The organism is Bacteroides sp. AF20-13LB, from assembly GCF_003603065.1.
Lineage (GTDB): Bacteria > Bacteroidota > Bacteroidia > Bacteroidales > Bacteroidaceae > Bacteroides > Bacteroides uniformis.
In genome coordinates this window covers 271,285-287,418 of the sequence record NZ_QTMH01000005.1, presented here as the reverse complement: position 1 = coordinate 287,418, position 16,134 = coordinate 271,285, and the positions used below count along the sequence as shown (strand labels likewise).

Annotated in this window: 12 protein-coding genes; 8 read left to right on the top strand and 4 right to left on the bottom strand. The window is 47.2% G+C overall.

Features of this window, described 5'->3' with window-relative positions; all coding sequences use genetic code 11:
- The first annotated feature begins 143 nt into the window (after positions 1 to 143).
- Positions 144 to 1,763 carry an aspartate 4-decarboxylase gene (gene aspD, locus DWX62_RS07790; RefSeq protein WP_009036793.1) on the top strand — a complete coding sequence of 540 codons (1,620 nt, stop codon included), beginning with the start codon at positions 144 to 146 and terminating at the stop codon, positions 1,761 to 1,763.
- Between the two features lie 26 nt (positions 1,764 to 1,789).
- Here aspD and DWX62_RS07785 read toward each other — a convergent pair whose 3' ends face one another.
- From DWX62_RS07785 to DWX62_RS07775, 3 genes are all read right to left on the bottom strand, one after another.
- Positions 1,790 to 3,103 (bottom strand): ATP-binding protein, encoded by a 1,314-nt coding sequence (locus tag DWX62_RS07785; RefSeq protein ID WP_009036792.1) that lies wholly within the window; start codon positions 3,101 to 3,103, stop codon positions 1,790 to 1,792.
- Positions 3,094 to 4,455 carry a sigma-54 dependent transcriptional regulator gene (locus DWX62_RS07780; RefSeq protein WP_005835956.1) on the bottom strand — a complete coding sequence of 454 codons (1,362 nt, stop codon included), beginning with the start codon at positions 4,453 to 4,455 and terminating at the stop codon, positions 3,094 to 3,096. The genes DWX62_RS07785 and DWX62_RS07780 overlap by 10 nt, the downstream gene beginning before the upstream one ends.
- 143 nt (positions 4,456 to 4,598) lie before the next feature.
- Positions 4,599 to 6,086 (bottom strand): TolC family protein, encoded by a 1,488-nt coding sequence (locus tag DWX62_RS07775; protein WP_057088060.1) that lies wholly within the window; start codon positions 6,084 to 6,086, stop codon positions 4,599 to 4,601.
- A 289-nt stretch (positions 6,087 to 6,375) separates the two neighbouring features.
- Here DWX62_RS07775 and mce point away from each other — a divergent pair, with 289 nt between their 5' ends.
- The 7 genes from mce to DWX62_RS07740 all read left to right on the top strand — a co-directional run bounded on the left by mce (position 6,376) and on the right by DWX62_RS07740 (position 14,471).
- Positions 6,376 to 6,792 carry a methylmalonyl-CoA epimerase gene (gene mce, locus DWX62_RS07770; RefSeq protein WP_119962058.1) on the top strand — a complete coding sequence of 139 codons (417 nt, stop codon included), beginning with the start codon at positions 6,376 to 6,378 and terminating at the stop codon, positions 6,790 to 6,792.
- A gap of 58 nt (positions 6,793 to 6,850) precedes the next feature.
- On the top strand, positions 6,851 to 8,404 hold the full coding sequence (locus DWX62_RS07765) for an acyl-CoA carboxylase subunit beta (RefSeq protein WP_005826784.1): 1,554 nt from the start codon (positions 6,851 to 6,853) through the stop codon (positions 8,402 to 8,404).
- Positions 8,405 to 8,435: 31 nt separating this feature from the next.
- Complete coding sequence (locus DWX62_RS07760; RefSeq protein ID WP_008663742.1) at positions 8,436 to 9,368, top strand: OadG family transporter subunit; 933 nt, start codon at positions 8,436 to 8,438, stop codon at positions 9,366 to 9,368.
- Positions 9,369 to 9,391: 23 nt separating this feature from the next.
- Complete coding sequence (locus tag DWX62_RS07755) at positions 9,392 to 9,826, top strand: biotin/lipoyl-containing protein (protein ID WP_005826788.1); 435 nt, start codon at positions 9,392 to 9,394, stop codon at positions 9,824 to 9,826.
- Position 9,827: 1 nt separating this feature from the next.
- The gene (locus DWX62_RS07750; RefSeq protein WP_005826789.1) at positions 9,828 to 10,988 is read left to right on the top strand and encodes a sodium ion-translocating decarboxylase subunit beta; all 1,161 of its coding nucleotides are present in this window, start codon (positions 9,828 to 9,830) and stop codon (positions 10,986 to 10,988) included.
- A 169-nt stretch (positions 10,989 to 11,157) separates the two neighbouring features.
- Complete coding sequence (locus DWX62_RS07745) at positions 11,158 to 12,510, top strand: tetratricopeptide repeat protein (RefSeq protein ID WP_005826790.1); 1,353 nt, start codon at positions 11,158 to 11,160, stop codon at positions 12,508 to 12,510.
- Positions 12,511 to 12,620: 110 nt separating this feature from the next.
- Entirely contained in the window at positions 12,621 to 14,471 is a 1,851-nt protein-coding gene (locus DWX62_RS07740; protein ID WP_120172688.1) for a glycoside hydrolase family 13 protein, read from the top strand.
- A gap of 447 nt (positions 14,472 to 14,918) precedes the next feature.
- Here the strand turns inward: DWX62_RS07740 and DWX62_RS07735 are convergent, their stop codons facing one another.
- On the bottom strand, positions 14,919 to 15,929 hold the full coding sequence (locus DWX62_RS07735) for a class II fructose-bisphosphate aldolase (RefSeq protein ID WP_005826798.1): 1,011 nt from the start codon (positions 15,927 to 15,929) through the stop codon (positions 14,919 to 14,921).
- Positions 15,930 to 16,134: the final 205 nt, after the last annotated feature.

The following is a 16,134-nucleotide window of genomic DNA, read 5'->3' as shown; positions in this document are numbered from 1 at the left end:
CGATGATTCAACAACTGTCGGACGAAAAGGAAACATATATCGGACGATTAATTTCAAGCAAGGAAAGAAATAGTATGCCACATGAACAAAGATTATTCACCGAATGACTGAAAACAATAAATAACGAACCTAAACTTGAGCTTATGGATACAAAACTTTTAGAAAAGAAAATGGAATCTATCAGTCCTTTCGAACTGAAGAACCGCCTGATAGACATGGCAGACGAAAGTCTGAAGAAAACCGCCCGTACCATGCTGAACGCAGGGCGCGGCAACCCCAACTGGATTGCAACCGCTCCACGCGAGGCCTTTTTCCTATTGGGAAGCTTCGGCTTGGAAGAGTGCCGTCGCATCATGGATTTGCCCGAGGGCATTGCAGGCATCCCCGAAAAAAAAGGCATTGCCTCTCGCTTCGAAGCCTTCCTGAAAAAGAACAATAACGTACCGGGCGCCAAATTGCTGGAACAAACCTACAACTACCTGCTGATGCAGCATGCCGCCGACCCCGACAGCCTTGTACACGAATGGGCCGAAAGCATTGTAGGCGACCAGTATCCCGTGCCCGACCGCATCCTTCATTTTACGGAAATCCTTGTGCAAGATTACCTTTCGCAAGAGATGTGCGACAACCGTCCTCCCCGGGGTGCCTATGACCTGTTTGCCACCGAAGGTGGAACAGCCGCCATGTGCTACATCTTCGACTCCCTGCAGGAAAACTTCCTGCTGAACAAAGGGGACGGCATCGTCCTCATGGTTCCTGCCTTTACCCCCTATATTGAAATCCCACAACTCAGCCGCTACCAGTTTCGAGTGACCAAAATACATGCCAACCGCATGAATAACGAAGGGATGCACCTCTGGCAGTACAGCGACGAAGACATAGACCGCTTGAAAAGCCCTAAAATCAAGGCCCTCTTTGTCACCAATCCCAGTAATCCGCCCAGCTACACACTCAGTCCGGATACAATGGCGCGCATCGTGAGTATCGTCAGAAATGACAACCCTAATCTGATGATTATTACAGACGACGTATACGGTACATTCAGTCCGCACTTCCGTTCGTTCATGGCAGAAATTCCCTACAATACGCTTTGCGTCTATTCATTCTCCAAATACTTCGGTGCCACCGGATGGCGCAATGCGGTCATCGCCCTGCACGAATTCAATCTGTTCGACAAGCTGATAGCCAAACTGCCGAAAGAGAAACGGGAGATTCTGCACCGCCGCTACTCCACCCTCACTCTGGAACCTGAAAAACTGAAGTTTATCGACCGTATGGTTGCCGACAGTCGCCAGGTGGCACTGAACCATACCGCCGGACTGTCATTGCCACAACAGATGCAGATGGGCCTTTTCGCCGCCTTTGCCCTGCTGGACAAGGAAAACAAATACAAGCAAAAGATGCAGGAGATTATCCGCCGCCGATTGCATGCCCTTTGGGAGAATACCGGTTTCACGCTGACGGAAGACCCGTTGCGTGTAGGTTATTATACAGAAATCGACATGCTGGTTTGGGCAAAGAAGTTCTATGGGGACGACTTTGTAGAATATCTGAAACGCACCTACAGCCCGCTGAACGTAGTCTTCCGCCTTGCCAAAGAAACCTCTCTGGTGCTGCTGAACGGCGGTGGTTTTGACGGCCCCGAATGGAGCGTGCGCGCCTCACTCGCCAATCTGGACGAGAAAGACTATGCGACCATCGGCCAAGGCATTAAAAGGATATTGGACGAATATGCAAAAGAATTCTTTAAAAGCAGAAATTGAAAGGTGAAAGGTAAAACTTTCAAATTTCAATTAAATAGTATACGGAAGCGGGTCAATCCATCGTTGTAGGTACGTAGGGAGAACGTGCAACCATGACGGCTCAAAACTTCCCGGATAAACACCAGGCCAATTCCCTGCCCGTTCGGCTTGGTGGAAAAGAAGGGACTGAAGAGTTTAGCTTCGGTCTCTTTACTTATCCCCGGACCATTGTCAACGACTTCGACAGAAGCGGGGGCAGTGGTCCTTACTATTATCTCACCTTGCTGTCCGTTTTCTCCGGCATCCCCCTCTATACTTTCGGCAGCATTCTTGATGATATTCACAAGCACCTGCTCAAAAAGAGAAGCATCCATACGCACCATTCCCACCTCCGGGTCGCATTCCAGACGTAGCTCTATATTGCGGTCATTGCACATTCCTTCCATAAAACGCTTGCACATGGACACCAACTCATTCAGTTGGACGGGCACCAGGGTAGGTTCAGGTATCTTTACCACATCTGCAAAACGGGTAATGAAACGGCTCATCGAGAAACAACGCTCCGTACAAACGCGCATCACGTCGCAGATGTCCTCCATATCATCTTCTGTAGAAAGTGCCTGCTCCACTGTATCGAGTGTGGAAGTGATGCCCGCAGTGGTATTGTTCACTTCATGAGCTATCATGCGGATTACCTTTTCATAGGCACGCTTCTCGGCACGCATCACTTCTTCCGTCATACGCTCTATCAAGAAAAAAGGATGTTTGAACCCTCTGTCAATAAAAGAAGAATGGGTGCATTTATAAATATTCGCATCATTGAGACGGACCACTGCCGTCTCGTCTTTGGGAATGGACGAAAGTTCGGCAGCCAACGGGGAGTCCATCTGGTCCAACCGCTTTGCCATCGCCTCCTCCATACGGACACCGAGCATCTTTACCGCCATCGGATTCAGTTGCGACACTTCATCGTCCATTGTCAGGATAATAACCCCCATTGGAGATGCCTGAATCAGCAAATCCAAGAAGTGATTCTGCTCGCGCATGCGCAACCGTTCATTCTTGAGCTGCTCCATCATTCGGTTAAAGATATTCACAATGCGGTCTGCTTCGTACTGCCCTACCCGGCTGAGACGGCTACTGAAATCCTGCTCGCGCAACAACTCCATACCGCTGCCTATGGTGTTCATCGGCTTCACTATCTTATTATAGAATACTATCAGATAGATAAGGATAAACCCGATGAGCCCCTCCAACACGTACAGATACAAAGAAGGCTTTCCACTCAGCAGATATACCAGCATTCCACCCAGACCGAGCAGAAAAAGGACAAGTATGAAGAAAAAGAATTTTATGCGCACGGGACTTGAATATTATATTTTTCCAAACGTCTGTAAAGCGCAGCGCGGCTGATGCCTAATGACACTGCCACTTGACTGAGATTCCCTTTATGCTGTTCCAACGCCTGCAAGATAGTCTGCCGCTCTATTTCATCCAAGGTCATACCTGCAAAAGAAGTACCTTCGGCAGCTTTGGCCGGTTCGTCGTGACGCAGATATTGGGCATCGAAATCCGTGGCATCCAGCACCGGCTTGCCGCTGACCAGAATGGTACGCTCCACCAGATTCTTCAACTCACGAATGTTGCCCGGATAAGGCAGGCGGGAAAGGAAATTCAGAGCGTCGGCCGAGAAATCCGTACGCGGCAAGCCGTTCACCTCTGCCTGACGGTCGGCAAAGTGACGTGCCAGCAAAGGAATATCTTCACGGCGCTCCCGCAAGGAGGGCAGTTTTACGGTAATCAGGTTGATACGGTAAAAAAGGTCTTCACGGAAAGTACGTTCGGACACCATCTTGCGGAGGTCTGCATTAGTGGCGGAAACGACGCGCACATCGACTTTGCGGGGACGGCTATCGCCCAGCACTTCGAATGTCTGGTCCTGAAGCACGCGCAGCAGTTTCACCTGGCAGGAAGGGTCGAGGTCACCAATCTCGTCGAGGAAGATGGTACCTTTGTTTGCCATTTCAAAACGCCCTATACGGTCGGCACTGGCATCGGTAAACGCCCCTTTCTTATGGCCGAACATCTCGCTCTCGAACAAGCTCTGCGAGATGCCACCAAGGTTCACCTTGACAAAGGGCTGCTTCACGCGTTGGCTGTTGATATGGATGGCTTCGGCAATCAGCTCCTTGCCCGTTCCGCTTTCGCCCGTAATCAGCACCGAAGCATTGGTACGGGCTATGCGAGCCACTGTGTTCAGCACTTCCATCAGCCCTTTGGACTTACCTATAATATGGCTGCGATTCAATGCGGTAGTCTGCTCTTCCGGCACCTCTTTCGGGGCGGCCGTAAGTTCAAGGGCCGTCTCGATGCGCTGCAAAAGAGCAGCATTGTTCCAAGGCTTGGTTATGAAATCGAATGCGCCGGCCTGCATACCCTGCACGGCAAGCTGGATACTTCCCCATGCCGTCATCAAAATAACGGGCACATCGGGACGGAACACCTTTACCTGCTTCAATAAGGTAAGTCCCTCTTCTCCGGTAGTGGAAAGAGTGAAGTTCATATCCATCAAAATCAAGGCGGGAGCTTCGGCCCTAACTATATCCATAGCTTCGCGAGGGCCCGGAGCCGTTTTCACCTCATATCCGGCACGCTTCAGCATAAAGCTGAGGGAAGAGCGCACAGCACTATCGTCGTCTATTATCAGTATCATAAAAATTGTAGTTTGTTTCCCGCAAAAATAAGTAAAAAAGCAGAGTTATGAATGATAAGTTATAAGTTATTTACCTATAATATCGCATATACGGTACTTTTACCGGCAAATAATTCATAACTTATCACTTGCAACCCGTCGACTTATCCTCTTACCACCTCTTCAAAATCAGCTTCCAATTCCGTATCGCGTTCAAAATCCCAAAGGGTCAAGCTGCGGAGCTGATAGAAGTAATACCAATAGTAGTACAGCTCTGAAATATGCTTTTGACGGGCTTCGTCTTTAGAGTTCTGTGCATCGTTCAGGTCCAGGGTGCTGATTTTACCTATCATAAAGGTCTCTACACTGGTCTTGTAACGCTTCTCAGCAATGACATCCGCCTCTTCGGCTATGTCCAGCTGTTGCGCCTGGTTGTTGAAGTTAGCCACCAGCAAAAAGATGTCCTGATTAAAGTCCATCTGTTCCTGACGGATTCTGGACAAGACCACTTCACGGTTGCTCTTTGCCACCCTTACCTTGCCGCGGCGCTTGCCCCAGTCAAGGATAGGAATCTTGACGCCTACCTGCACAATCTGATTATCAAGCAAGTCCCGGTAGGCTGAAGAGAATTCATGGTTCTGCCCCGTATAGCCCACACTGGCAAAGAGGTCGATGCTGCGCAAGTTTCCGCGTGCCGTTGCCACTTCATAATCAGCTTCGAGCTGGCGGCGGCGAATGTTCTGTGCAAAGGAGTTGCGTTCCAGTGCCTTGTTCAGCACACGGTCATACTCCATCTTTATATCGGGAACAGTGGCGGGCAACACCGGATTCAGGCTTTCCTGCTCGGACACCCCGAGGAAAGAACGGAGCTGGAACATTTTTGCATTCAGGTTGCTCTCTGCCTCAGTCACGTCGGCCTTGCCCTGCAATGAATTCAGTTTAAGCTGCAACAAATCATTCTCGGATATCTGTCCCATTTTACGTTTGGCTATGGCCACTTCATAAAGGCGGTCGGCATTCGTCTTGTTCTGCATGGCGGTAGCGAGCGATTCTTTGGCCAGCAGCAACTCAAAGAAATAAGTGATGGTTTTCATCGTCACCTCTTCCGTAGCTGAAATGAACTCGGCCTTTGCCTCAGCATAGCGTACGGGCTCTATACGGCGGTTCCACTTCAAGGTATTCACTCCGAAGACCGGCTGCGTCAACTCCAGGCTCACGGGGACTGACATGAACTGCTTCTCTCCCCCGGAACCCAGCTGTTTGAGATAATCCAGCGAAGAAGTCAGTGACAGCTTACCCCCCGTAAACCAAATGTTCTGGTCTACCGAAAGCTGGCCGGACAGCCCCAGTGTATTGTTGCGGACAAAGCTATAGGAGCCGTCGGAATTCTGGTAGGTACTGTAGGACTTGTTATAGTTGGGTAGTGTACCGGTGAAATTCACTTCCGGCAACAAGTCCGCACGGAATGTACGGTATTCCCAATACGCGGTTTTCAATTCATTCAATGCCACAGCAGCATCCACAGACTGCGTACGGGCCAGTACAATGGCCTCCGACAGCGTAATATTGCGTTCATGTCCCAAAGTATCATTCTGCGCCATGGTTGCCAACGGCATCAAAAAACAAACTGCAAGTAAAATATTCTTTTTCATGTTCAATCTTTAAAATTGTCGCAAACAGAAAAGCAAAGAGTGTGCCAAGTGGCCGGAAAGGTTTCATAGAGGGGTAAGTGTTCATTTTCGGACAGTGGGGATGTCCGTTAGCGGACGATATCAAGAAAACAACCGGTCTCTATCTAAAGTCTGAAAAAATCCTTCTAAAGTTCAATTAACCATTAATTAATTGATGAAAAATTTCTTTATTAAGGAAGAATTCTCTTTCTTTGTGCTGCTTTATACCTTTATTAAAAAGGATACAATACTAACATTAATTTATATAGTTATGAAGATTTCACACATTGAGCATCTGGGCATTGCCGTTAAGAGCATTGAAGAAGCCCTTCCGTACTACGAAAACGTTTTAGGTTTGAAATGCTACAACATCGAAACCGTGGAAGATCAGAAAGTTAGAACCGCTTTCCTGAAAGTGGGCGATGTAAAGATCGAATTGTTGGAACCTACTTCTCCCGAAAGCACAATTGCCAAGTTCATCGAAAAGAACAACGGTAACGGTGGCATGCATCATCTCGCATTCGCCGTTGAAGACGGAGTGGCCGGTGTGCTTGCCGAAGTCGAAGAAAAAGGTATCCGCCTTATAGACAAAGCTCCCCGCAAAGGTGCAGAAGGTCTGAACATTGCATTCCTGCATCCGAAGTCAACTCTCGGTGTCCTGACCGAGCTTTGCGAGAAACCGGAATAAGCAAGACTGTAAAATCATCAAATCATAAATTGTATAAACACTTAAAGAATATAAATTCATGAGTAATCAACTTGAAAAGATTAAAGAGCTTATAGACCGCCGCGCTGCAGCACGTCTCGGTGGTGGTGAAAAAGCGATTGCAAAGCAACACGAGAAGGGTAAATATACAGCTCGCGAGCGCATAGCCATGCTTCTCGACGAAGGCAGTTTCGAAGAAATGGACATGTTCGTAGAACATAGATGCACCAACTTCGGCATGGAAAAGAAACACTACCCCGGTGACGGTGTAGTAACCGGTTGCGGTACAATCGAAGGCCGTCTGGTTTATATCTTCGCACAGGACTTCACAGTTTCTGCCGGTTCACTGTCCGAAACCATGTCTCTGAAAATCTGTAAGATTATGGACCAAGCCATGAAAATGGGTGCTCCGTGTATCGGTATCAACGACTCGGGCGGTGCACGTATTCAGGAAGGTATTAATGCCTTGGCTGGCTACGCTGAAATCTTCCAACGTAACATACTTGCTTCGGGTGTCATTCCGCAGATTTCCGGTATTTTCGGTCCTTGTGCTGGTGGCGCCGTTTACTCTCCTGCCTTGACAGACTTTACTTTGATGATGGAAGGTACATCCTACATGTTCCTTACCGGTCCGAAGGTAGTAAAGACTGTAACCGGAGAAGACGTAAGCCAGGAAAACCTGGGTGGCGCGAGCGTTCACTCCACCAAATCTGGTGTTACTCATTTTACTGCACAGACAGAAGAAGAAGGTTTGGCCCTTATCCGCAAACTGTTGAGCTACATTCCCCAGAACAATCTGGAAGAAGCTCCCTATGTAGACTGTACAGACCCTATCGACCGTCTGGAAGATTCCCTGAACGACATCATTCCTGATAACCCGAACAAGCCGTACGATATGTACGAGGTAATTGGTGCTATCATAGATAATGGTGAGTTCCTCGAAATCCAAAAAGATTATTCAAAGAATATCATTATCGGTTTCGCACGTTTCAACGGACAGTCCGTAGGTATTGTTGCCAACCAGCCGAAGTATCTGGCAGGTGTGCTCGACAGCAACGCATCCCGCAAGGGCGCACGCTTCGTCCGTTTCTGCGACGCCTTCAATATTCCTATCGTATCATTGGTAGACGTACCGGGATTCCTTCCGGGAACCGGCCAGGAGTACAACGGCGTCATCCTGCACGGTGCCAAACTGCTGTATGCATACGGTGAAGCTACTGTACCCAAGGTTACCATCACACTGCGTAAATCCTACGGTGGTTCGCACATCGTGATGAGCTGTAAGCAGCTGCGTGGCGACATGAATTATGCTTGGCCTACTGCTGAAATCGCTGTAATGGGTGGTGCAGGTGCTGTAGAAGTATTATATGCCCGCGAAGCCAAAGAGCAGGAAAATCCGGCTCAATTCCTGGCTGAAAAAGAGGCTGAATACACCAAGTTGTTTGCCAATCCTTATAATGCAGCTAAATATGGTTACATCGATGATGTTATCGAACCGCGTAACACACGTTTCCGCATCATCCGTGCCCTGCAACAGTTGCAAACCAAGAAATTGACTAACCCGGCTAAGAAGCATGGTAATATTCCCTTGTAATCAAGCTTTTCACACTAAAACAAGAACGATTATGAATAAAACAAAAATCGGAATATTCCTTTCATTGATGCTGGTGTTGGGCTTTTGCTCTTCTTGCAAAGAACAGAAATCGAACAACAAACTGCTGCTGAATGAAGTGCTGGTCAACAACGAGAGCAACTATCAGGATGACTACGGTGTGCACAGCGCATGGATTGAAATATTCAACAGATCATACGGCAGCGCCGACCTTGCAGGTTGCTATCTGAAATTCAGCAGCCAGCCGGGTGATACTGCCAGTTATTTCATTCCCAAAGGTGACGTTCTGACACTCATAAAACCACGTCAGCATGCACTTTTCTGGGCTGATGGAGAACCAAGACGCGGTACATTTCATACGAACTTCAAACTGGATGCCACAAATGCCAACTGGATTGGGTTGTATGATTCCGGCAAGAAATTGCTTGATCAAGTCATAGTGCCTGCCGGTACTTTAAAAGCCAACCAATCCTATGCCCGTGTCAGTGATGCAGCCGACCAATGGGAAGTAAAGGGTGGAAGCGAAGATAAATATGTCACTCCGAGTACCAACAACAAGACTATCGACAGCAATGCCAAAATGGAAAAATTCGAAGAGCATGACAGCGTAGGTATCGGTATGGCTATTTCTGCCATGAGCGTTGTATTCTGCGGGCTGATATTACTCTACATCTCCTTCAAGATTATAGGTAAAATATCAGTTAACCTCAGCAAACGCAATGCCATGAAAGCTAAAGGTATTACTGATAAACAAGAAGCAAAAGAGAAACAACTGGGGCAGGCTCCGGGAGAAGTTTTTGCTGCCATTTCAATGGCCATGCACGAATTCCAAAGCGATGTACACGATGTGGAAGACACGATACTTACCATTACCCGTGTAAAACGCAGTTACTCACCGTGGAGTTCAAAGATTTATACGTTGCGTGAGACTCCTCACAAAAAGTAAGTCACCCATAATAAAATAAAACGATGAAAGAATATAAATATAAAATTAACGGTAACGTATATAAAGTTGCCATTGGAGATATTGAAGACAACATCGCTCATGTAGAAGTGAACGGTACTCCCTACAAAGTTGAAATGGAAAAAGCACCGAAGGTAGTTGTTAAACCGGTAGCACGTCCGGCAGCCACATCCGCTCCTGCTGCTCCTGCTACTCCGGTAGTAAAACCGGCCGCTGCTTCTACCGGCAAGTCAGGTGTAAAATCTCCGCTTCCCGGTGTAATCCTCGATATCAAAGTAAATGTCGGCGATACAGTAAAGAAGGGACAAGTTATCATCATTTTGGAAGCCATGAAGATGGAAAACAATATCAATGCTGATAAAGACGGTAAGATTACAGCCATCAATGTAAACAAAGGGGACTCTGTTCTCGAAGGTACTGACCTCGTAATTATTGAATAATATGGGAGAATTTATCACATTTTTAGGAAACAACCTTGCCGACTTCTGGACTTATACAGGTTTTGCCAATGCAACGGTAGGACATGTGGTAATGCTTCTGGTAGGTTTGTTTTTCATATACTTGGCTGTAGCCAAGGAATTTGAGCCGATGCTATTAATTCCTATCGGTTTCGGTATGCTGATTGGTAATATACCTTTCAATATGGAAGCCGGATTAAAAGTCGGTATCTATGAAGAAGGTTCCGTACTTAATATTCTGTACCAGGGAGTAACCTCCGGTTGGTACCCGCCACTCATATTCCTGGGTATCGGTGCCATGACGGATTTCTCTGCTTTGATATCGAACCCCAAATTAATGTTGGTTGGTGCAGCAGCCCAATTCGGTATATTCGGTGCTTATATGATTGCCCTTGCCATAGGATTTGACCCGATGCAGGCTGGTGCAATCGGTATCATTGGTGGTGCCGATGGTCCGACTGCCATCTTCCTCTCTTCTAAACTGGCTCCTAACTTAATGGGTGCCATTGCAGTATCAGCCTATTCATATATGGCATTAGTACCGGTGATACAGCCGCCTATTATGCGTTGGCTGACCAGTAAAAATGAACGTCTTATCCGTATGAAACCTCCCCGTGTGGTTTCACATACGGAAAAAGTAATGTTCCCGATTATCGGTTTGTTACTGACCACATTCCTTGTACCATCCGGTCTGCCTTTGCTGGGTATGCTGTTCTTCGGTAATTTACTGAAAGAAAGTGGAGTTACACGTCGTCTGGCAAACACAGCCAGTGGTCCGCTGATTGATACCATTACTATTCTGCTTGGTTTGACAGTAGGTGCTTCTACGCAAGCATCCGAGTTCTTAACCCTTGATTCAATCAAGATATTCGGTCTGGGCGCCTTATCATTTGTCATTGCCACAGCATCCGGTGTCATCTTCGTGAAGATTTTCAACCTCTTCCTGAAGAAAGGCAACAAGATTAATCCGTTGATCGGTAATGCCGGTGTATCTGCCGTACCCGACTCTGCACGTATCTCCCAAGTAGTAGGTCTGGAATACGATCCTACCAACTATCTGCTGATGCATGCCATGGGCCCGAACGTTGCCGGTGTAATCGGTTCCGCTGTAGCAGCAGGTATCCTGCTGGGATTCTTAATGTAATACATTTATTCATTCCGTTATCCGGCTTGAATTCTGAACTATTTTAGAGCCCCTTCATTTTTGGAGGGGCTTTTTCGTTAATCTATCTAAAACAGATTACGATTATTTCGTAAATACATTCTTTTTAGTAACTTGCAGTCAGTTTAACCTCATATAAATGATATACTGTATGCGAAAGCTTTTTATCTCCTTATGTTTCAGTGCATGCTGTTCGCTTCTGGCGGCACAGACCACAAATCCCATTCAAGAGGCGATGGCCAACTACGATTATGAAACAGCCTTGATGCTGATCGATCAAGAAACCCCGACCGTCCCCCTACTCTACCAAAAAGGGAAAGCGCTGAAAGGGCTGGGCAATAACCTTGAAGCTCTGAGCGTATTTCAGGAAGTCGTAGCTCAGGATTCTCTCAATCCCCGGGCATACATTGAAGCTGCCGAATGCTGCAAATCACTTGCCAAATATAGCGAGGCACTGGATTACTACCAAAATGCGCTCCACATAAATCCGGACAATAAATACGCACGCATCCAGTATATCAGTCTGCTGATGAACATGAAGAGATACCGTGAGTCTCTAAAGGAAAGCAACCTGCTGGCAGAAAGGGACAGTTCCGCCTATGTACTACACCTTAGAGCCGAAAGTATGGGGCAAGTCTATGACAACACAGAAATCATGCATGTGATAGATGCCTACCTGGACATACAGAAAAGGTATCCCAATGATTACCTGTCTGCTGCCAAACTCGGCAACATCTATGTAGCAGGCCACCAGTATGAAGACGCCATAAACATAACGGAGAAATACCGTTCCATAGACTCCACCAACGTCCTTGTGAACCGCATCAATGCCCAAGCCTATTGCCTGAACAAAGATTACCCCAAAGCAATAGAAAGATATGAACAACTGTTACAGGAAAAAGACAGTTCTTTCCAAACCTGCTTCTACGCCGGAATCAGCTATTATGCCCTCGAAGACTTCTACCCAGCACACGACCTGCTGGAAAGGGCTCTTAAAGATGACAATACCAACATCAACGTTCTCTATTATCTGGGACGCGCCTGCTCCAAGACATCATGGAAAGAGGATGGAGTGACTTATCTGGAAACTGCCGTAAGCCTCGCCATGCCCAGCGACAGTGTCATGTCCCGCCTATATGTGGGGCTTGCGGACTGCTACAAGATGGCATTTCAATACACCGACCAGGCGAATACCCTTCTGACGCAATACGAAAAATACGACCGGCAGAAACACAAACTGCTCTACGACGCAGCCTTTATCTATTATTACTATCTGAAAGATGCGTCCAAAGCAGAGAGATACCTAACGGCCTACCTGAAAACCCGTCCGAAAAACAGCAAGGACAAAGTGCAGGAAGTAGATGCGGACGGAGTTCCCATCATCGGAGAAGACAACCGATACAATGCCGCCGAAAACTGGCTGAAGGACATCAGAGAAAAGCGCAAGAAAGAGGACTTCTTCAAGGGAAAGGTCGATACCGCCAGCGTAACCCCCATCAAATAGCCCCAATGAAAACGTTTGCATAATATAATAAGGTACAGTAACGGAGAAAGATTAACTTTCTCCGTTATTTGTTTTAAATTAGCGCAAAAATTAACCGTAAAGTTACTATCATGAAAAAAGTATTCTTAATCTTGGGAACACTCTTACTCTCCCTCAGTACGTATGCAGCTATGAATGTGAACAAAATCGACCCTCCGTTTTGGTACACCGGCATGCAGAACCCGGAACTCCAGCTGATGGTCTATGGCGAAGGCATCGGCAACGCGGCAGTATCCGTCAATTATCCCGGCGTCTCATTGAGCAGCACCGTCAAGCTGGAAAGCAACAACTACCTCCTGGTCTATCTGAAACTGGACAAGGATGTAAAACCCGGCAAATTCAACCTCACCTTCACTGAAGGAAAAAAGAAACTCGTAAAGGAATATGAACTGAAGGCACGCAACAAGAAAGGTTGCGAACATAAAGGTTTCGACGCCTCCGACGCACTGTACCTGCTGATGCCCGACCGCTTTGCCAATGGCAACCCGGACAATGACCAGATTGCGGGCATGGCCGAGTACAAGATAGACCGCAATGACCCCAATGCACGCCACGGCGGTGACCTTGCCGGCATCGAACAACACCTGGACTACTTCTCCGACCTCGGCGTCACAGCCCTCTGGTTTACTCCGGTACTGGAAAACAACATGACCGGCGGTTCCTATCACGGCTATGCCACCACAGACTACTACAAGGTAGACCCGCGCTTCGGTACCAACGAAGAATACAAGCAACTGATTGAAAAAGCCCATGCACGCGACATCAAAATCGTAATGGACATGATTTTCAACCACTGCGGCGTAGAGCATGTATGGATTAAGGACATGCCCTCCAAAGACTGGTTCAACAACCCCGACCACGAAAACAACTTCGTGCAGACCTCCTTCAAACTGACCCCACACGTAGACCCTTATACTTCCCAGTACGATGCCGACCAGATGAACGACGGCTGGTTCGTACCTTCCATGCCCGACCTCAACCAGAAGAACCCTCACGTTTACCGCTACCTGGTACAGAACAGTTTCTGGTGGATTGAATTCGCCAACATCGACGGCATCCGCATGGACACTTACCCGTATGCCGACTATGATGCCATGAGCAACTGGATGAAAGAGCTCAACGAAGAATATCCCAACTACAACACCGTGGGCGAGACCTGGGTTACCGAACCCGCCTACACCGCCTGGTGGCAGAAGGATTCCAAGCTATCAGCCCCCAAGAACAGTAACCTCAAGACCGTCATGGACTTCAGCTTCTTTGACAAGATAAACACCGCCAAGAATGAACAGACCGAAACTTGGTTCAAGGGACTGGACCGCATATACAATAACTTCGTATACGACTTCCTCTACCCCAACCCCGCTTCCGTACTGGCATTCATCGAAAACCACGACACCGACCGCTTCCTGGGCGAAGGCGACAACCTTCCGATGCTGAAGCAAGCCTCTACCCTGCTGCTTACCACCCGCCGCATTCCGCAACTCTACTACGGAACGGAAGTCATGATGAATGGCGTGAAGAGCAAGAGCGACGGCTATGTCCGCAAGGACTTCCCCGGCGGATGGACCGGTGACGCAACAAACGCACTGACCCCAGCCGGACGTACCAAGATACAGAACGAGTGCTACGACTTCTACAAGACCATCCTAAACTGGCGTAAAGGAAACGATGTGATTGCCAAAGGCAACATGGTGCAGTTCATGGTACAGAATGGTGTTTATGCCTACGCACGCCAGTACGAAGGCAAGACGGTATTCGTGATGCTGAACGGTACAAATGCAGAGACCACCGTTCCTTTGAAATTCTACAAGGAAATCCTGAAAGACAGCAAGCAGGGAAAAGATATTCTTAGCGGCAAGGCCATCACCTTCGGTGAAGAGCTGAAGATGGGCCCCAGAGAATCATTAGTGATAGAATTATAACGCGCACTCCACACAGAGAGCGCATTCTTGCAAATCTCCCTTTCAGATAGCTGGCAGACACTTCTCCTGCCAGCCATCTGCAAGGGATTTTTAGTATGGAATAGGTGTCACGGGGATATGCTTTTCACCGGTCTCAAATATAGCTAATCTGTTAGTTCATAACGGTGAACACTTTGTTCTAGTATAGAGAAACAAAGTGTTCTTACGTATTGGAACGAAGTGTTTTTGCATATTGGAACAAAGTGTTCTCTTTATTGAAACAAACTGTTCAGTTAAGGGAAACAGACTGTTTTGTTAAAGGAAACAGACTGTTGTACACGTTGAAACATCCGCTTCTGAAATAAGCGGCGAACTTAACCATCCCACAACACCGGCCTATATACAACAAGTCAGCCCTTGCAACATCAATATTGCAAGGGCTGACGCTATATTCGGATTATCTTTCGATTAGTCCAGTTGAGCCAATTTGTTCTCTGAACCAAGCACGTTGATGATTTTATGCTTGTACAGTTTTTCCATATTGTCACGAGCCGGACCCAGATACTTACGCGGGTCGAATTCTGCCGGTTTTTCAGCAAATGTCTTGCGGATAGCAGCTGTCATAGCCAGACGTGAGTCAGAGTCGATGTTGATTTTGCAAACAGCAGACTTGGCAGCCTTACGCAACTGTTCTTCGGGAATACCGATGGCAGCTTCCAGCTTACCACCATACTTGTTGATAGTATCAACTTCTTCCTGAGGAACTGAAGAAGAACCGTGAAGAACGATGGGGAATCCCGGGAGTTTCTCCATTACAGCATCCAGAACGGCAAATTCCAGAGGAGGAGGAACCAGACGACCGGTAGCAGGGTCAACGTGGCATTGTTCGGGTTTGAACTTGTATGCACCGTGAGAAGTACCGATTGAGATAGCCAGTGAATCGCAACCTGTACGGGTAGCGAAGTCAATAACTTCTTCAGGATTAGTATATGTATGGTGTTCTGCAGAAACTTCATCTTCTACACCGGCCAATACACCGAGTTCGCCTTCTACAGTTACGTCGAACTGATGAGCATAATCAACTACCTTCTTAGTCAGTGCAACGTTTTCTTCGTACGGAAGGTGTGAACCGTCAATCATTACTGAAGAGAAACCGGAGTCGATACAGCTCTTGCAAGTTTCGAATGTATCTCCGTGGTCGAGGTGAAGAACAATTTCAGGATGTTTGCAACCCAATTCCTTAGCGTACTCAACAGCACCCTGAGCCATGTAACGCAACAGCGTAGCGTTGGCATACTGACGGGCACCCTTAGATACCTGAAGAATAACCGGAGACTTTGTTTCAACTGCAGCCTTGATGATAGCCTGCATCTGTTCCATATTGTTGAAGTTGAATGCCGGAATAGCATATCCACCTTTGATAGCCTTAGCAAACATCTCTCTTGTGTTTACCAGTCCTAAATCTTTGTAATTAACCATTTTGTTTAAATTTTATTGTTAGTGAATTAAAATTCTACGCAAAAGTAATCATTATCCTTTAAAGTAAAGAACTTGAGAGGAATAAAATATCCGGCTCATCCTACCAAATCCATTCTATTTTAAAGCTATTGGCTTCATTTAACAGATTATTGTAATCTCTATATTACAAACTCTTTGCATTTATCTCTGCCAGCCATACTTTTGC